The sequence below is a fragment of the Methylobacterium oryzihabitans genome (assembly GCF_004004555.2).
Taxonomy (GTDB): domain Bacteria; phylum Pseudomonadota; class Alphaproteobacteria; order Rhizobiales; family Beijerinckiaceae; genus Methylobacterium; species Methylobacterium oryzihabitans.
Genome location: NZ_SACP01000004.1, coordinates 1 through 16,110, shown reverse-complemented (window position 1 = coordinate 16,110; position 16,110 = coordinate 1). Strand labels below are relative to the sequence as shown.

Here is a 16,110-nt window from a genome sequence, read left to right as displayed (position 1 = left end):
ATGCGGATTTCGGCTCCGCTCAAGCGCCGCGCGGGCTGGTGATGCGATTTTCGGAACGAATCTTCCGAACATCGCATCGCGGTTCAGATCCGGCGGGCCGCGAGCCGCGCCTCGGCGGCGAGGCCGCCGAGCGAGACGACGAGGTTCATGGCGAGGAAGACCAGGGCGGCGCCCGCCAGCGTCTCGAACGGCCGGTAGGTGGCGCTGGCGATCTGCTGGGCGGTGCGCAGCACGTCGACCACCGTGATGACCGAGAGCAGGGCGGTGCCCTTCACCACGATCGTCATCTCGTTGACCAGCACCGGCAGGATGCGGCGGAAGAGCTGGGGCAGGATCACCGTCTGCCAGATCGCCCGACGCGGCAGCGACAGGGCGGTGGCGGCCTCGATCTGGCCGGGATCGAAGCTCTCGAGCCCGCCGCGCATCATCTCGGTGATGAAGATCGACGAGTTGAGCGAGATCGCCAGCACGCCCGCCGCCTCGGGCGAGAGGTCGAGCCCGATCGCCGGCAGCACGTAGTAGCACAGGAAGATCTGGATCAGCAGCGGCGTGCCGCGGATGAAGCTGATGAGCACGCCGATCGCCCGGTTGAGCCAGACGATCTTGAGGGTGCGCAGCAGCGTCAGCGCGGTGCCGCCGACGATCGCGATCAGGATGATGATCGCCGCCAGCCGGGCATTGACCAGGGCGGCGGCGAACAGGCCGGGCAGGATCGCGGCGAAGGAGGAGAACTCGAAGGCCACGGCGGCGCCCGGCGCTCAGACGGCGCCGGGCGGCAGGTAGCCGCTGTCGGGGATCTCCATCTTGAAGCCGAACCACTTCTCCTGGAGCGCGCCGAGGCGGCCGTCGTCGCGCATGGAGCGGATCACGCCGTTGATGAAGTCGCGCAGGTCGAGGTCGGTCGGCCGCGTCACCCAGGCGAGGAACGGGTAGGGGCTGCCGGCGGTGACGGGGCCGAGCAGCGCGAAGGTCTGCGGCTTGTCCTTGACCAGCACCGCGAGGGCCGGGAGCGACTGGATCACCGCGTCGACCTCGCCGCTCGCCAGCGCGACGTAGCTCTCGGTGAAGGCGGTGAACAGGCGCAGGTCCTTGAAGCCCTTGCCGCCGGCGGCCTTGAGCTTGGCGTCCATCGCGCGGGCCACCGGCTCGGTCGAGGAGGCGAGCTGGGTCGCCACCACCTTGCCGTTGAGGTCCTCCATCGTCGTCATCCCGGCGCCCTTGCGCTGCATCGCGTAGGGGGCGCCGTTGGCGATCGGCATGGTGAAGGCGTAGCGCTTCGCCCGCTCCTCGTTGATGCCGACGGTGGTCGCCACGAAGTCGAACTTGCCGGCGAGCACGCCGGGCAGGATGCCCTGCCAGGGCAGGTCGAGCTGGTTCAGCCTGACGCCGAGCCCCTTGACCACCTCGGCCAGGATCTCGCTGCCGTAGCCGACGATCTTGCCGTCCTTGACGAACTCGAACGGCGGGTAGGCGGCCTCGGTGCCGACCGTGACGGTGCCGGCGCGCCGGATCTTCTCCAGCGTCGTCTCGGCGAAGGCTGGGCGGGTACCCACGAGGCCGGCGGCGGCGGTGCCGCCGGCGAGGAGGCCGAACCGGCGGCGGGTCAGGGACGTCATCGGGGGCGTCATGGGCGGGCTCCGGTCGTGGGGGGAGAATCAGGCCGGCGGGGCGTCGAAGTAGCCGGCGCGCACCGCCGCGCCGATCAGGTTCACGATCAGGCGGCCGGCGACGATGCTGGTGATGTTGTTGAGGTCGCTCGACGGCGTGATCTCGACGATGTCCATGCCCAGCAGCCGGCCCTTGCGCACGAGCGCGTGGATCAGCTTGCGCGCCTGGTGGAAGGTGAGGCCGCCGGGCGCCGGGCCCTCGACCGCCGGCATCACCGAGGGGTCCATCCCGTCGGCGTCGATGGTGAGGTAGTAGCGGCCGCCGTCGGGGATCCGGTCGATGATCGCGTCGATGCCGGCATCGTGGACCTCGAAGGCCGGGATGATGTGGGCGCCGTAGGCCCGCGCCGCCTCGACCTCCTCCGGCCGGGCGCTGCCCTGGGCGCGGATGCCGATCTGGTAGATCTCGCCGATGTGGCTCATCTCCGAGGCGCGGCGGATCGGGCTCGACAGGCCGTCGCGCACGCCGTTGACGTGGTCGCGCCAGTCGATGTGGGCGTCGATCTGGATCAGCGTCACCGGCCCCTCGCCGTCGAGGGCGCGCAGGATCGGGATCGGGATGCCGTGGTCGCCGCCGACCGTGACCGGCATCGCGCCGGCCGCCAGGATCTTGCGGATCGCCGCCTCGGCGCGGTCGAAATGGCCGTGATGGTCGTGGATGTCGAAGGCGACGTTGCCGACGTCGACCACCTTCAGCGCCCGCCCGTCGTAGATCGGGCCGCCGACGTCGAAGTCGTAGCGTTCCAGCGAGCGGCAGACCCGGTCGGTGACCGCCCGCACGGCGTCGGGGGCGCGGCTCTGGTCGTTGGACACCGCGTGCGGCTCGTAGGCGTTGCCGAACGGCATGCCGATGAACGCCACGTGCGCGTCGAGGGCGTCGAGGTCGGTCGCCAGGGGCGAGTACAGGAAAGTCTGGTGCGGCGCGCGCGGCGGAACCGTCAGCTGCATCGGCGGGATGACCTTGGGTCTCGGGTGTGTCTGATGAAAATCAGGGCGCTTCTGGATCGTTATTTGAGCAGCCTGACTTTCCATTCATCATGCGAAAAGGCTATGCGGCGGTGAAAGCCCGGGCAATTGCTTTCTGCGAAACCGTGCTTGTATGATCTGCAACATGTCCCGGCCGGCTCCGCGCGCGATTGCAAGCATCACCGAGGCGGATCTGCGCCTGATGCGGATCTTCCGCGTCGTGGCCGAGGCCGGCGGGCTCACCGCCGCCGAGTCGCGCCTCCGCATGGAGCGCTCGACGATCAGCCGGCACCTCAAGGCGCTGGAGGAGCGCCTCGGCGGCTGCCTGTGCCGGCGCGGGCCGGCGGGGTTCGAGCTGACCGAGTTCGGTCAGGTCGCCCTGCGGGCGAGCGTCACCGCCTGCGACGCCCTCGATCAGGTCCGCGACGCCCTCAACAGCGCCAGCCGGGTCGTCACCGGCGACCTGATGATCGGGCTCGCCGACAACTGCCTGACCAACCCCGACGCCCGCATCGTCCCGGCGCTGGCCCGGTTCCGGGAGGCGGCCCCGGCGGTGCGCCTGCACGTCACCGTGCACCCGGCGCAGGAGCTGCGCAGCGACGTGCTGGCGCGCCGGCTGCACCTGTGCATCACCACCGCGCCGGTCGACCGCGACCGGCTGGACCTGCATCCGCTCTTCGTCGAGTCGTTCGCCCTCTATGTCGGCGGCGGCGGCCCGGTGCCGCGCCTCTCCGACCTCGCCCGCGACGGTTACGTGTTCATCACCCGCGACAACGACGGCCGCAGCGGTGCCTTCGCCGACCGGCTCGGCATCGCCCGGCAGGCGGTGGCGACCGGGCTCGAGGCGGTGGCGACGCTGCTCGCCGGCGGCGGCTTCGTCGGCTTCCTGCCGACCCACTACGCCGCGGCGCTGGCCGGCACCTACGGCTTCCGGCCGGTGCGGGAGGCCGAGGGCGCGGGCTACGAGTCGCAGTTCTGCCTCGTGCGGGAGCGGGCGCGGCCGCTCTCCCCGGCCGGCGACCTGTTCCTGACCCTCGCCGCCGCGGCGCACCGGCCGCCGGTGCGGCCGGCCGTCGAGGCCGTGCCGGCGTGAGGTGTGGACGGCCGGGCGACTCGTACGGTTTCCGATTGATCGCTCGGCGACCCATGCGGGATCGCTTCGCGATGCGGAAACCGACCTCGCTCAGGTGCCGAGCGGGCTTCGATACGGTTTTCGAACGAATCGTCCAAAAACCGTATCATACGATTGTCGCATCGCGAACCGGTCCGCCAGGATCGCCTGAAGCAATCAGCCGGATGTCGTATGACGAGCGGACGTCAGAAGATGAAGGGATCGGCTGAAGCGAAGTCGGCTGCGGTGAGCATTGCTCCGCCGGTGTGTACGGCGATCTGAAAATCGCCCTTATGATCGCCGTTCGTGTCCCCGGTGATCGTCACCCATCCAGGATTATAAATGTTGAGCCTTACCTGGGGCTGCACATCTCCGGTGAAGTTGGAGACCAGCCTGAAGGGGATGCCGAGATTGATCTTGTCCTCGCCGACGACAAAGTCCTTGATCACATCGCGAAACGCACCAACGGAGGTATCGTCGTAGTAAATATCACCGTCCCTCAGATAGTCGACGTAGTTGTTGTTTCGGAAAATGAAGAAGTCCTGACCTGCTCCGCCGAAGAGCACATCGCGACCTGGGCCACCATAGAGCTTGTCGTTTCCTTCTCCCCCGATGAGGGTATCGTTGCCAAGCCCTCCGATCAGAATATCGTTGCCGTCACCGCCGTTCAGGTAGTCGTCGCCAAAATCGAGGCTGAGAATATCATGCTCGTAGGCCTTGATGCTGAACGTGCCGCCGATCAAGAGATCGTCGCCGCCAAGCCCATAGATCGTGTCGTTGCTGAGGTACAGGCCATCATCCAGGACCACGGCGCCTTCGAGAACGTTGTCTCCAGGTGTTCCGAAAATGACAGCCATGAGCGATCTCCCTGCTCAAATGAAGCCGAATAGAGCTTATCAGCCAACCAATCAACGTGCTACGGAAAATCTGCATTTTCGTAGCAACTTTCGATCCGTTATTCGAGTTCCGATTGATCGCTCGGCGATCCTTCCGGGATCGCTCGGCGATGCCTCCAGGATCGCTTTTGCGGTGCGAAAATCGGATTCGCTCAAGCACCACGCGGGCTGGTGTGCTGCGGAATCCGGAGGCAATCTTCCGAATTCTGTCGCAGTGCCTTCTTAAGCTCCGGCGGCGTATGCCGACGACATTGCCCGCCATGCGGCGCCCCGCTCCGCTCCCGACCGGGACGGATGCCGGGGAGCGCCGGGCGACGGAGACGTGCGATGAGAGCGATGTTGACGACGACCGCGCTGGGGCTGCTCGCGCTCGGTCTGGCCGAGGCGGCCGCCCAGGGGTCGAACGAGGTGCCGATCGGCCGCGACCTGCGGCGGATGGAGCGGCTGGACCAGCGTCTCGGCCGCGGTCGGCCGGCGCCGGTCGATCCGAACGTCACCCCGGACAATCCCGACGGGGTGGTGGGCTTCGACGGCGCCCCCGACATCTTCGGCGACGACATCGAGGACGACGGCCCGATGCCGCCGGGCTCCCCGGCCGATATCGACGACTGATCGGGCCTCAGCCCGGAGGCCGTTTGGCCGGGACCGCCACCGACGCGACCTCGCCGTGGCCGCCATCGGTCACGCCGAGGGCGGCAGCGACGTGCAGCCCGACCACCGGGGCGAAGACGAGGGTCATCATCAGGGCGATGACGAGGACGACGCTGTTGTCGTGGGAAGATACTCCGGCGGAACGGCGCCGGGAGAGGACGTCACGCAGAATCATGGCTCACCTCGGTGGGACCGGCCGCCGCAGGCCGGTCACGGGCGAGCCCGATCAGCGGATCAGGCGCACACCACGCGGACGGCCGTCAGCGGCTCGGTCGATCGACTACTGTCGTCGGGCATGGGGTTGTCGGTTCCTGAGAAGCCGTGGTCCGGCAGGTCGCGCGGTCCGGCGGCTAACGTGCGGATGCGCGAGAAGTTCGTTTCTGTCAACCCGGCGAAAGCCGGTCGAAACCGGCCAACGCGGAGAGAAGCGTTGATCCGCAAGGGATTTTGCGGTGTGGCCGGACCGCCGCCATCCCGGCTTTCCACCGGGTGTCGCGGCGGAACACCCTTCGCCGGCGAAAATCAGCGTGGGCGGGGCGCGGCGCCGCCGCGGCCGAGCACCAGGGAGACCCAGCCCTCGATGACCCGGCGACGGCGCAGGCGCAGGCCCTGCGCGGCGTAGGCCGAGAGCACGCCGGGCACGTCGCGGGGGATCAGCCCCGACAGGACCAGGGTGCCGTCCGGGGTCAGCACCCGGGCGAGGGAGGGGGCGAGCCGGGTGAGCGGCCGGGCCAGGATGTTGGCGAAGACGAGGTCGAAGCCCCGCGGCCGGTCGGCGAGGGGATGGCGCACGCCCGGCGCCTCGTAGAACGCCATCCGCCCGTGCAGCCCGTTGAGGCGGGCGTTGGCGCGGGCGGTGAACACCGCCTCAGGATCGAGGTCGCCGGCCACGACCCGGGCGCGCAGGCTCGTCGCCGCCGCCAGCCCGAGGATGCCGGTGCCGGTGCCGACGTCGAGCACCCGCCGCGGCCGGCGCCGCCTCAGCTCGTCGGTGAGGGCGAGGAGGCAGCCGAGGGTGGTGCCGTGATGGCCGGTGCCGAAGGCCAGCGCCGCCTCGATCTCGATCGGCCGGTCGTTGGCCCGCACCTGCCCGCGGTCGTGCGAGCCGTGGACGAGGATCCGCCCCGCGCGCACCGGCTTCAGGCCCTCCAGGGAGGCCCGGACCCAGTCCTGCTGGTCGATGGCGGTGAATTCCGCCGCGTCGGCGGCGTCGCCGACGATCGGGCGGATCATCTCCCGCACCGCGTCCTCGTCGGGCGCGTCGGAGAAGTAGGCTTCGAGCCGCCAGGTGCGCCCGTCCTCGGCCTCGAACGCCGCGACGGCGGTCTCGGTCGGGTCGAACACCTCGCCGATCAGGTCGGTCATGGCGCGGGCGGCGCGCTCGTCGGTGTCGAGACGCAGCACGTGGGTCGGACGGTGGGGCGGCAGGCCTTCGAGCATGGCGCGGCTCTAGCATCCCGGCGGGGGCGCCGCCACCATGCCGCAGGCAGCGGCCGCGACCGCCGCTCCGGCCGCGCGTTCCGGATCGTGCTGTCACCACCGTGTCACGCCCCTGGGCGACACGATGCCCGGCCGCGATCGCCGGGGAACCGGCGCGACGGTGCCGCGTTCCAAGCGGCGCCGGCGGCCGAGAGCCGGACGGCGAAGAACCCGAGTTGTCGCGATGAGTACCCGACCGAGCGAGCCGTTCCGGCACGAGAGCCCGCCTCCCGTCCCCCACCTTCCCGAACCCGCATCCAGGGAGCCCGCGCCGCCCCAGGCCGTGGAGCCCCAGACCGTGGACATGGCCGTGCCCGGCCGGCTGCTGGTCCTGCTGGCGCGCCTGCACCGCGCCGAGGCCGGCGGGGCGTCCTCGGCCGACGAGGCCGCGCCGCTCGCCCGGAGGGCGTGAACCGCGGCGGCAGCTCGGCGGTTAGAAGCAGGTCCGCCCCGGACACCCGGAACCGCCAGCGTTGCTCCGCCTCGTCACCTACAACGTCCGCCGCTGCCTCGGCACCGACGGCCAGCTCTCCCCCGCCCGCATCGCCCGGATCCTCGCCGCCTGCCGCCCCGACGTGGTGGCGCTTCAGGAGCTGGACGTGGGCCGCCTGCGCACCGGCGGGGTCGATCAGGCCCACGCCATCGCGGCGCATCTCGGCATGACGGCGCATTTCCACGCCGCCCTGCGGGTGCTGGAGGAGGAGTACGGCGACGCGATCCTGTCGGCGCTGCCCTCGCGGCTGGTGCGGGCGGAGGCCCTGCCCGGGCCGGCGGGCCGCGAGCCGCGCGGCGCGCTGTGGGCCGCCGTGACCCTCGGCGAGGACGAGGTCCAGATCGTCAACACCCATCTCGGCCTCGGCCGACGCGAGCGCCTCGCCCAGGCCGAGGCCCTGCTCGGGCCGCGCTGGCTCGGCGACCCCGCCTGCACCGGGCCGGTCGCCCTGGTCGGCGACCTCAACGCCGTGCCGGGGTCGCGGGTCTACCGGCGCTTCGCCGCGCGCCTCACCGACGCCCACCGGGCGGCCCCGTCGCGCACCCGCTGCACCTTCCCGTCGCGGCTGCCGCTGCTGCGCCTCGACCACGTCTTCGTCGGCGGCGGCTTCGAGGTGGTGCGGGCCGAGACCTATCGCGGGCCCGGCGCCCGGCTCGCCTCGGATCACCTCCCCCTCGTCGCCGACCTGCGGGTCGCGGCGCGCTCCGCGGCCTCCCGCGGCGCACTGGCGGAGGCGGCGCGATGAGCGGGCGGGCCGAGGCGGCGGCGCTGCCGCAGGACGAACCGGCGGAGACCCGGAAGGCGCGGCAGCGCCGGCTGCGGCTCGGCTGGACCACCGCCGTCACGGTCGCGGGCTGCGCGCTGGGGCTCTACCTGCTCTACCGGACGCTGAGCGGCTACAGCGCGGCACAGCTCGCCGAGGCGGTGCGGGCGATCCCGGTCGCCCGCCTCGCCGCGGCGGCGGGCTTCGCCGCCGGGAGCTATCTCTGCCTCACGGTCGGCGACTGGCTCGCCCTGAAGGCGGTGCGCCATCCGCTGCCCTATCCGCGGGTCGCGCTCGCCGCGTTCATCAGCCTCGCGATCGGCCACAGCATCGGGTTCGCCGGCCTCAGCAGCGGCGCGGTGCGCTACCGGTTCTATTCCCGCTGGGGCCTCGGGCTCGCCGACAGCGCCAAGGTCATCGTGTTCTGCGGCCTCACCGTCGCCCTCGGGCTGATGGCGCTCGGGGCCGGGGCGCTGGTGCTCGATCCCGGCCTTGCCAGCGAGATCACCGGGCTCGGCCGCCCGGCGGTCTACGCCGTCGCCGGCCTCTGCGCCGCCGGGGTGGCGCTCTACCTCGTGCTCGCCGCGACCCTGACCGCGCCGCTGCGGATCCGGCGCTGGTCGATCGAGATGCCGCCGCTGCCGCTCGCGGCGGCCCAGGTGGCGGTCGGGGCGGTCAACTTCGCCCTGGTCTCCGCCTGCCTGCATCAGGTGCTGCTCGCGGTGTCGGAGGTCGGCTTCCTCGGCGTCGCCTCGGTCTTCGTCATCGCCAACGCGGCGGTGCTGGTCACCCACGTCCCGGGCGGGGTCGGGGTGATCGAGAGCGTGGTCGTCTACCTTTTGCCGAAGACCGACGTGGTCGGCCCGCTGCTCGCGTTCCGGCTGATCTACTTCCTGGCGCCGCTCCTCCTCGGCCTCGTGCTGTTCGGCGTGGCGGAGGCGGTCTTTCGCTGGCGGGACCGGGCACGGACCGGCTGACCCTCCCCGTCAGGGCCGGCCCGGTCCCGGCGTCTCCCCGCCCTCGAAGCCCTGGGCCGGAAAGCCGCGCTCGCGGCCCCAGATCACCGCCTCGCTGCGGCGGTGCAGGCCGAGCTTGCGGTAGAGCGCCGCGACGTGGTTGCGCACGGTGTTGCGGGCCAGCGACAGGCGCTTGCCGATCGCCGCGTCGCTGAGGCCCTGGCAGATCAGGCCGAGCACCTGCCGCTCGCGGGCGGTCAGGGCGTCGAGGCGGGCGTCGGGGGCGCCGCGGCCCGGTTGGCGCAGGCCGGCCAGCCGCTCGATCACCGCGCGGCTGAACCACGAGGTGTCGGCCATCACCGCGTCGATCGCCGCGATCAGCTCGCGCTCGGAGCGCTTGCGCCCGGTGATGTCCTGGAGGGCGCACAGGACGCAGGCCTCGCCGGCGATCGTCACCGTCTCGGCCGAGACGAGGCAGTCGCGTTCGCCGCCCTCCCGCGGCCGCAGGCAGGTCTCGGCCCCGGCGATCCGCCCGGTCCGCAGCAGGTCGCGCTCGAAGGCGGCCCGGGCGCCCTCGTCGACCCACAGCCCGAGGTCGCCGGGCGCACGGCCGAGCGCCTCGGGACCGTGGCCGAACGCCGCCGTGAACGCCTGGTTGAGGCTGAGGAGCCCGAAGCCGTCGCGGCGCGCCACCAGCATCGGCACCGGCGCGAGGCGGAAGGCGGTCTCGAACCGCTCCTCGCTGGCGCGCAGGGCGGTCTCGGCCGCCCGGCGCGGCTCGAGATCGGCGAAGGTGAACAGCATGCAGGGGTCGTCGGCGATCTCGATCGGCTGCCCGGCGACGATCACCGCCCGCTCGCCGCCCCCGGCGCCGCGCAGGCGCGCCTCCATCTGCGGGATGGTGCGGCCCTCCTTGAGCCGCGCGATCGCCAGCTCGCGCCGCTCGGCGCCCGCCAGCACGTCGACCTCGTAGAGCGTGCGGCCGATCACGGCGTCGGCATCGAACCCGGTCAGCTCCGAAAATCCCTCGTTGAGCCTGACGTAGCGCAGGTCGGCGAGCCGGCAGATCACCGCCGGGGCCGGGTTGGCCGCGAAGGTGCGCTCGAACCGCATCTCGGCCTCGAACTGCGCCGTCACGTCCTGCACGATCAGGACGTGGCTCTCCGGCCGGCCGCCGGGGCCGGCGGTGACGAGGCTGCGGATGCGGTGGGTCCAGCTCTCGGCCGGCGAGGCGCCGCCGGCCCGGGTGACGTCGACGTAGACGTCCTCGAACACCTCGCCGGTCGCCGCCCGTTCGAGCGGGTAGCGGTCGAGCCCGAGGGGATGGTGGTTGCGGTAGCGCAGGACGAAGCGGTCGCGGTAGCCGTCGACCGAGCCGCCGAGATCCTCCAGCCGGTCGACCCCGTGCATCGCCAGCGCCGCCGCGTTGGCCCAGGCGATGCGGTGGTCCGGCGTGACCAGGATCACCCCCTCGGTCAGGCTGGCGATGATCTGGTGCTGCTCGGACCGGTCGAGAGCGTGCGTCACGGGGCCCCGCGTTATCCCAGGGGCACCGCGCCCCTAACCGGAGCCTGAACCGCAGCGGAGCCCGGAAGTTGCGGCTCGCTCCCGGTTTTCCGCCCGGCGCACGAGGAGCCGCGCCACCTCGGCGAAGCCCGCGACGAGGGCATCCTCCCAGGCCCGGGCGCCGTGGCGGGGCGGGCGCGGCACGTGCAGGAACAGCACCGGCGCCGGCGCGGCGAGGGCGCGGTAGTACGAGGCGTTGCACAGGTAGCGCCCGGCATCCCGCGACAGCCGCACCGGCAGGCCGCGCCGGCGCAGCAGGATCGCCGCCTCCCGGGCCATGCTGCCCGCGCGCCGCGCGGCCGGCCCGTCCGGGTCGAGGGCGAGGCGCGACGAGACCCGGCCGGAGGCGTCGGGATAGAGCCGGCTGCCCCGGTTGGCCGCCCTCGCCTCGACCCGGATTCCGCGGCTGCGCCCCGCGACCCCGAGCATCAGCACCGCCCGCGGCCCCTCGGCGAGCGCCGGCGCCAGCGCCTCGTCGAGGCAGGCATAGGCGGTGCGCAGCACCAGCCCGCGCGGGGCCTCGCCGAGCGCCAGGGCGAGGTGGGGCAGGGCGGCGAGGCGCCGGACCAGCGCCCCGGTCGGGTTGGCTTGCATGCCCGGGAACGGGCCGAAGCCGGTGACGAGCAGGCGGGGTCGCGTCATGCCAGCGCCTGCTCGATCAGGCGTGCGGCGGCGAGTGCCCGTCCGTCGTCGCCGAACCGGGCGATCACCTGCACGCCGAGCGGCAGGCCGTCGTCGGTCCCGGCCGGGACGGTGACGCAGGGCACGCCCATCAGGGTCCACAGGCGGTTGAAGCGCGAATCGCCCGTGGAGGCGAGCCCGGCCGGGGCCGCCCCGGCGCTGGAATAGGTCAGGATCACGTCGACGCCGCCGTCGCCGAACACGTCCTTCAGGCTGCGGCGGGCGTGGTGGGCGGTCCGGCGGGCGCCGTCGTAGGCCTGGGTCTCGATGCCCTGGGCCTCGTCGAGCGCGGCGCGCAGGGCTGGCGGCAGCGCCTCGCGGTGGTGGGCGTATTCCCAGGCCAGGGCCTGGCGCGCCTCGAAGCCCTGGATCGTCGGATGGACCGCGAAGGCGTCGCCGAACAGGCCCGGCAGGGCGAGATCGTGCACGCTCGCGCCGGCGCGCTCCGCCGCCATCGCGGCGCGGGTGAGGGCCTGCTGCGCCGCCGCCGAGGGCGCCGCGCAGAAATCCTGCCGCACCAGCCCGATCCGGATCGTGCCCGGCCCGGTCGGCGGCAGGTCGAGGCCGGGCCGGTCGGCGAGGAGCGCCAGGGCGCGGGCCGCGTCCGCCACCCCGGCGGCGAACAGCCCGACCGTGTCGAGGGCCCAGGAGAAGCATTTCACGCCGACGGTCGGCAGCAGCCGGAACGACGGCTTGATCCCGACCACGCCGCAGAACGAGGCCGGCCGGATCACCGAGCCGCCGGTCTGGGTGCCGAGCGCCAGGGGCAGCATCCCGGCCGCGACCGCGGCGGCCGAGCCCGCCGACGACCCGCCCGGCGTGTGGCCCGGATGGTGCGGGTTGCGGGTCGCGGTCGGGTCCATGAAGGCGAACGGCGTGGTGGTGGTCTTGGCCAAGGGCACCGCGCCGAGCGCCCGCAGCCGCGCCACCACCGGGGCGTCCGCCCGCGGGCGCCAGCCGGCATGGATCGGCGAACCCATCTCGGTCGGCATGTCGGCGGTGTCGATGATGTCCTTGATGCCGACCGCGATGCCGGCGAGCGGGCCGGCTGTCGCCACCGCCGGAGCGGGGTCGACCCGCACGAAGGCGCCGACCTCCGGCTCGCGCGCCGCGATCGCCTCGCGGGTGCGATCGATCGCGGCGGCGGGGGTGAGGTCGCCGGCATCGATCCGGCGGCTGAGGTCGAGGAGCGAGAGCATCGGGCCATCCGGGCTGGACCAGGGAAGCGCCCCTGTTAGCACCTCGCGCGCCCGGCCTCACCCGGCTCCCGGACCGGGATGCCCGGTTCTCAGCGGTCGAGGACCGCCCGGTCGTTCCCTAGCGGTCGAGGACCGCCCGATCGTTCCCTAGCGGTCGAGGACCGCCCGATCGTTCTTGGCGACGAGGGTGCGGAAATGCGGGGTCAGGTCGGCCTCGCTCAACCCGAACGCCCCGGCGAACTGCATGACGAGCTGCTGCTCGGCCGGCTCGGCCTCGCCGTCCGCCATCGCGCTGTCGATCATGTTGAGGACGATGCAGAGCTTCTGCTCCGGGCGCAGGCGCGGCGCGGCCTCGGCCAGGAACTGCGCCGGCTGGGTCGAGCGGGTGTAGCGCACCGCCGCCTCGAACTGCTGGCGCGTGGCGTTGCGCCCGAGCACCGACATCAGGTGGGTGATCTCCTCCGGGTCCAGCTCGCCGTCCGCGCCGATGCAGTAGATCAGCGACACCGCGAGGCAGTTGCGCGGCGTGAGGTCGAGGGCGTTCTGCGACTTGAACATGTTGAACATCGTCGGGGTCCCTGCGTCGGCGCCGCCCCGGTCCGGCGGCGCGGGCAGGCTCCTAGCCCAGTGGACGAAGCTTGTCGATGGAGACGGCGTGCGGTTCCCCGAGTGTTGTGCGCCTCCGACGAAGACGCGATGACGGGGTTTTGATCCATGCCGTAGATGAGGCGGCAACGATAGATTTGCCGTGAGGAAGGGATTATCGCGCGGCGGCGAACGTGACGGGCGGCGGAAACGGGTTCGCCGCGGCCCTCCGGCCGGTGTAGGAACGGTCCGCCAGCCGGAGACCCGACCATGACCGACCCCCTGCGCCAGCCCGAGCCGCGCCTGTCCCGCCCCGCGTTCTTCGCCCACGTCCCCGAGGCCGAGGCGGCCCTGCGGGCGCTGTCGCGGGCGGTGGCGGGGAGCGGGCTCGATCTCGGGCTGATCGAACTGGTCAAGCTGCGGCTGTCGCAGGTCAACGGCTGCGGCTTCTGCACCGCCTACCACCTCGCCGAGGCGCGCCGCCTCGGCGTCGCGGCGGACAGGCTCGATGCCCTGCCGGTCTGGCGCGAGATGCCGGGATTCTCGCCGGCGGAGCGGGCCGCGCTCGCCTACGCGGAGGCGGTCAACGCCGCCGGCCACGGCGTGCCGGACGCGCTCCACGAGGCCGCCGGCGCCGTGCTCGGCGAGGCCGACCTCGCCCGGCTCACCGTCGCGGTGGCGCTGATCGGCGCCTGGAACCGCATCGCCGCGACGTGGCGGTTCGCGCCCCGTCCGGACGGGCCTTGAGCGACGACCGGAGGAACCGGCCGTGCGGGCCGGCGGGAACAGGGGAGAGGGAATCCGGACGATCACTTCCGGATTCCGTCTCCCCGGCCTGCGCGGCGCATGAGCGAAGCCGAAATCCGCATCGCGACGGCGATCCGCCAGGATCGCGTGAAGCAATCGATCGGATTTCGTATGATCGGTCGGCCGCGAGGCCCGGCTCCGAATCCCGCGGGCCGCGAGACCTGATGCCCCGGCAGCGCCGCCCGCCCCCACACCACCGGACGGGCAGGCTCCCGCGCAACCTCCGCGCAAGGCTCGGCGGCAACATGGCTCCGGTAGGGTCCCCCGAGTCGCAGAGCAGCCCTTGATGTCCGGTCGCGAGCACGCCGAGAGGCTTTGGAGCAACATCGTCGAGCTGGGTCCGCGGCGGATCGCGGCCCTCGGGGTCATCGGCCTCGTCGTCTTCCTGGCGGTGGGGCTCGGCGCCTACTACCTCAGCCGCCCGGCCCACGAGACGCTCTATACCGGCCTCAACCGCGAGGATGTCGGGCGCATCGGCGCGACGCTGAAGGATGCCGGCATCCCGTTCGACGTCAGCGCCGACGGTACCGCGGTCCTCGTCCCCTACGGCCACACCGCCCAGGCCCGGATGCTGCTCGCCGGCAAGGGCCTGCCGCAGAGCTCGAAGTCGGGCTACGAGCTGTTCAACGACCTCGGGTCGCTCGGCCTGACCTCGTTCATGCAGGAGGTCACCCGGGTCCGGGCGCTGGAGGGCGAGCTCGCCCGCACGATCCAGTCGATGAAGGGCGTGCGCGCCGCGCGCGTCCACATCGTGCTGCCCGACCGCGGCTCGTTCCGCCGCGACCAGCAGCCGCCCTCCGCCTCGGTGGTGCTGCGCACCGAGCCCGCCGACGACGTCAGCGGCGCCCAGGCGATCCGCCACCTCGTCGCCTCGGCGGTGCCGGGCATGAAGCCCGACCGGGTGACGGTGATCGGCAGCGACGGCGCCCTGCTGCTGTCGGGCGACGACGAGACCAGCCAGCCGAGCGGCCGCATGGCGAGCCTGGAGAAGACCGTCAACCGCGAGATCCAGGACAACCTGCGCCGGACCCTCACGCCCTATCTCGGCATCGGCAACTTCGAGGTCAGCGTCGCGGCCCGCCTCAACACCGACAAGACCAGCACCAACGAGACCATCTTCAACCCCGACGGCCGGGTCGAGCGCTCGGTGCGGGCGGTGCGCGAGAGCGAGAATTCGCAGAACCGCAACTCGCAGCGGCCGACCACCGCGCAGCAGAACCTGCCCGACCAGCGGGTGCGCTCGGACGGCAACGACAGTTCGAGCAACGAGAGCCAGAAGCGCGAGGACCTGACCAACTACGACATCTCGTCGAAGACGATCCAGACGATCAGCGACGGCTACGACATCCGCCGGATCTCGGTCGCGGTGCTGGTCAACCGCTCGCGGCTGGCCTCGCTCGCCGGCCCGGATGCCGGCAAGGCCGGGGTCGAGGCCCAGATCGCCGAGATCGAGCAGCTCGTCGCCTCCGCCGCCGGGTTCAGCAAGGAGCGCGGCGACGTCGTGAAGGTGGCCGCGGTCGGCTTCGTCAACGACGGGGCGCCGCTGGAGCCGGTGGCGCCGCTGAGCCTCACCGAGGTGCTGATGCGCCAGTCGGCGACCCTCATCAACGCCGCCACCATCCTGGTCGTCGCCGCGCTGCTGATCTGGTTCGGCCTGCGTCCGGCCCTGCGGGCGATCCTCGCCGAGCCGACCGCCCGGGAGGAGGCCCTGGCGCTGGCCGGTCCCGCCGGAGCCGCGGGGGTGGTCACGGGCGGGACCGGCGAGGTCGTCGGGGCGGCCCTGGGGGCGCCGGGCGCCGCCTCGGTCGTGCCCGAGGTGCCGGCCCTCGCCGGCCCCGGCGCGGCCCCCGGCGCTCCGGCGCAGTCCTCGCCCATCGCCTCGCTCCTCGACGACTGGGCCAACAAGGCCAACCGCACGCCGCAGAAGAAGCTGGAGCAGATGATCGACCTCGACGAGGAGCAGGCCGCGACGATCCTCAAGCGCTGGCTGCTGCGTGAGGAGCCGGCGTGATGGCCCACGCCCTCGCCCGCTGCCTGCCCGACTTCTCCGGCGACCTGCCGGTCGCGCTGGCCGGCCCCGAGCCCCTCGGCCTGCTGCTGCGCCCCGCCCGGCGGGCCGCGGTTCCGGCCGAGCCGGCGCCTTCGCCGCCCGCCCGGGTCGCCGCCCTGACCGCCGAGGAGCGCGAGGCGCTGCTGCGCGAGGGCGAGGAGCGCGGCCTTCGCCTCGGCCGCGAGGAGACGCGGGCGGCGCTGGCCGCCGCGCAGGACGCCGCCGAGGCCCGCCTCGCGG

17 protein-coding genes are annotated in these 16,110 nt (G+C 72.6%); 7 read left to right on the top strand and 10 right to left on the bottom strand.

The genetic code is table 11. The features are described from left to right. Positions 1-83 precede the first annotated feature (83 nt). From EOE48_RS05475 to EOE48_RS05465, 3 genes are read right to left on the bottom strand one after another with little or no spacing between them, the layout of a single operon-like run. A complete protein-coding gene (locus tag EOE48_RS05475) occupies positions 84-743 on the bottom strand; it encodes an amino acid ABC transporter permease (RefSeq protein WP_127727786.1) in 660 nt (219 codons plus the stop codon). A 15-nt stretch (positions 744-758) separates the two neighbouring features. Further along, entirely contained in the window at positions 759-1,628 is an 870-nt protein-coding gene (locus tag EOE48_RS05470) for a transporter substrate-binding domain-containing protein (RefSeq protein WP_246153972.1), read from the bottom strand. A 27-nt stretch (positions 1,629-1,655) separates the two neighbouring features. Further along, a complete protein-coding gene (locus tag EOE48_RS05465; protein ID WP_127727785.1) occupies positions 1,656-2,615 on the bottom strand; it encodes an agmatinase in 960 nt (319 codons plus the stop codon). A 163-nt stretch (positions 2,616-2,778) separates the two neighbouring features. Here EOE48_RS05465 and EOE48_RS05460 point away from each other — a divergent pair, with 163 nt between their 5' ends. Next, positions 2,779-3,726: a LysR family transcriptional regulator gene (locus EOE48_RS05460; RefSeq protein ID WP_127727784.1), complete on the top strand. Its 948-nt coding sequence runs from the start codon at positions 2,779-2,781 to the stop codon at positions 3,724-3,726. A gap of 224 nt (positions 3,727-3,950) precedes the next feature. Here EOE48_RS05460 and EOE48_RS05455 read toward each other — a convergent pair whose 3' ends face one another. Next, complete coding sequence (locus EOE48_RS05455) at positions 3,951-4,601, bottom strand: calcium-binding protein (RefSeq protein WP_127727783.1); 651 nt, start codon at positions 4,599-4,601, stop codon at positions 3,951-3,953. A gap of 366 nt (positions 4,602-4,967) precedes the next feature. Between EOE48_RS05455 and EOE48_RS05450 the strand changes: the two genes are divergently transcribed. Next, positions 4,968-5,252 (top strand): hypothetical protein, encoded by a 285-nt coding sequence (locus tag EOE48_RS05450; RefSeq protein ID WP_127727782.1) that lies wholly within the window; start codon positions 4,968-4,970, stop codon positions 5,250-5,252. Between the two features lie 7 nt (positions 5,253-5,259). Here the strand turns inward: EOE48_RS05450 and EOE48_RS05445 are convergent, their stop codons facing one another. After that, complete coding sequence (locus EOE48_RS05445) at positions 5,260-5,466, bottom strand: hypothetical protein (RefSeq protein ID WP_127727781.1); 207 nt, start codon at positions 5,464-5,466, stop codon at positions 5,260-5,262. A gap of 347 nt (positions 5,467-5,813) precedes the next feature. Further along, complete coding sequence (locus EOE48_RS05440; RefSeq protein ID WP_127727780.1) at positions 5,814-6,731, bottom strand: 50S ribosomal protein L11 methyltransferase; 918 nt, start codon at positions 6,729-6,731, stop codon at positions 5,814-5,816. Between the two features lie 512 nt (positions 6,732-7,243). Here EOE48_RS05440 and EOE48_RS05435 point away from each other — a divergent pair. After that, a complete protein-coding gene (locus EOE48_RS05435) occupies positions 7,244-8,008 on the top strand; it encodes an endonuclease/exonuclease/phosphatase family protein (RefSeq protein WP_127727779.1) in 765 nt (254 codons plus the stop codon). Further along, entirely contained in the window at positions 8,005-9,003 is a 999-nt protein-coding gene (locus tag EOE48_RS05430; protein WP_127727778.1) for a lysylphosphatidylglycerol synthase domain-containing protein, read from the top strand. The genes EOE48_RS05435 and EOE48_RS05430 overlap by 4 nt, the downstream gene beginning before the upstream one ends. A gap of 9 nt (positions 9,004-9,012) precedes the next feature. Here the strand turns inward: EOE48_RS05430 and EOE48_RS05425 are convergent, their stop codons facing one another. The 4 genes from EOE48_RS05425 to EOE48_RS05410 all read right to left on the bottom strand — a co-directional run bounded on the left by EOE48_RS05425 (position 9,013) and on the right by EOE48_RS05410 (position 12,995). After that, entirely contained in the window at positions 9,013-10,509 is a 1,497-nt protein-coding gene (locus EOE48_RS05425) for a helix-turn-helix transcriptional regulator (protein ID WP_127727777.1), read from the bottom strand. A 33-nt stretch (positions 10,510-10,542) separates the two neighbouring features. Next, the gene (locus EOE48_RS05420; protein ID WP_127727776.1) at positions 10,543-11,190 is read right to left on the bottom strand and encodes a pyroglutamyl-peptidase I; all 648 of its coding nucleotides are present in this window, start codon (positions 11,188-11,190) and stop codon (positions 10,543-10,545) included. Then, a complete protein-coding gene (locus EOE48_RS05415) occupies positions 11,187-12,428 on the bottom strand; it encodes an amidase (protein ID WP_127727775.1) in 1,242 nt (413 codons plus the stop codon). Before EOE48_RS05415 ends, EOE48_RS05420 begins: the two co-directional genes overlap by 4 nt. 147 nt (positions 12,429-12,575) lie before the next feature. Further along, a complete protein-coding gene (locus EOE48_RS05410; RefSeq protein WP_127727774.1) occupies positions 12,576-12,995 on the bottom strand; it encodes a tellurite resistance TerB family protein in 420 nt (139 codons plus the stop codon). 288 nt (positions 12,996-13,283) lie between these two features. Between EOE48_RS05410 and EOE48_RS05405 the strand changes: the two genes are divergently transcribed. From EOE48_RS05405 to EOE48_RS05390, 3 genes are all read left to right on the top strand, one after another. Continuing rightward, positions 13,284-13,760, top strand: coding sequence for a carboxymuconolactone decarboxylase family protein (locus EOE48_RS05405; RefSeq protein ID WP_127727773.1), 477 nt, complete (start codon positions 13,284-13,286; stop codon positions 13,758-13,760). 346 nt (positions 13,761-14,106) lie between these two features. After that, complete coding sequence (gene fliF, locus EOE48_RS05395) at positions 14,107-15,831, top strand: flagellar basal-body MS-ring/collar protein FliF (RefSeq protein ID WP_127727771.1); 1,725 nt, start codon at positions 14,107-14,109, stop codon at positions 15,829-15,831. Next, on the top strand, positions 15,831-16,110 hold a 280-nt coding region (locus EOE48_RS05390; protein WP_425463624.1), incomplete at its 3' end, for a hypothetical protein. The genes fliF and EOE48_RS05390, both read left to right, overlap by 1 nt.

Coding starts and splice junctions, on each gene's coding strand:
- EOE48_RS05470 (WP_246153972.1), bottom strand. CDS start 1,628: ATGACGCCCCCGATGACGTCCCTGACCCGCCGCCGGTTCGGCCTCCTC.
- EOE48_RS05465 (WP_127727785.1), bottom strand. CDS start 2,615: ATGCAGCTGACGGTTCCGCCGCGCGCGCCGCACCAGACTTTCCTGTAC.
- EOE48_RS05460 (WP_127727784.1), top strand. CDS start 2,779: ATGTCCCGGCCGGCTCCGCGCGCGATTGCAAGCATCACCGAGGCGGAT.
- EOE48_RS05455 (WP_127727783.1), bottom strand. CDS start 4,601: ATGGCTGTCATTTTCGGAACACCTGGAGACAACGTTCTCGAAGGCGCC.
- EOE48_RS05450 (WP_127727782.1), top strand. CDS start 4,968: ATGAGAGCGATGTTGACGACGACCGCGCTGGGGCTGCTCGCGCTCGGT.
- EOE48_RS05445 (WP_127727781.1), bottom strand. CDS start 5,466: ATGATTCTGCGTGACGTCCTCTCCCGGCGCCGTTCCGCCGGAGTATCT.
- EOE48_RS05440 (WP_127727780.1), bottom strand. CDS start 6,731: ATGCTCGAAGGCCTGCCGCCCCACCGTCCGACCCACGTGCTGCGTCTC.
- EOE48_RS05430 (WP_127727778.1), top strand. CDS start 8,005: ATGAGCGGGCGGGCCGAGGCGGCGGCGCTGCCGCAGGACGAACCGGCG.
- EOE48_RS05420 (WP_127727776.1), bottom strand. CDS start 11,190: ATGACGCGACCCCGCCTGCTCGTCACCGGCTTCGGCCCGTTCCCGGGC.
- EOE48_RS05415 (WP_127727775.1), bottom strand. CDS start 12,428: ATGCTCTCGCTCCTCGACCTCAGCCGCCGGATCGATGCCGGCGACCTC.
- EOE48_RS05410 (WP_127727774.1), bottom strand. CDS start 12,995: ATGTTCAACATGTTCAAGTCGCAGAACGCCCTCGACCTCACGCCGCGC.
- EOE48_RS05405 (WP_127727773.1), top strand. CDS start 13,284: ATGACCGACCCCCTGCGCCAGCCCGAGCCGCGCCTGTCCCGCCCCGCG.
- fliF (WP_127727771.1), top strand. CDS start 14,107: ATGTCCGGTCGCGAGCACGCCGAGAGGCTTTGGAGCAACATCGTCGAG.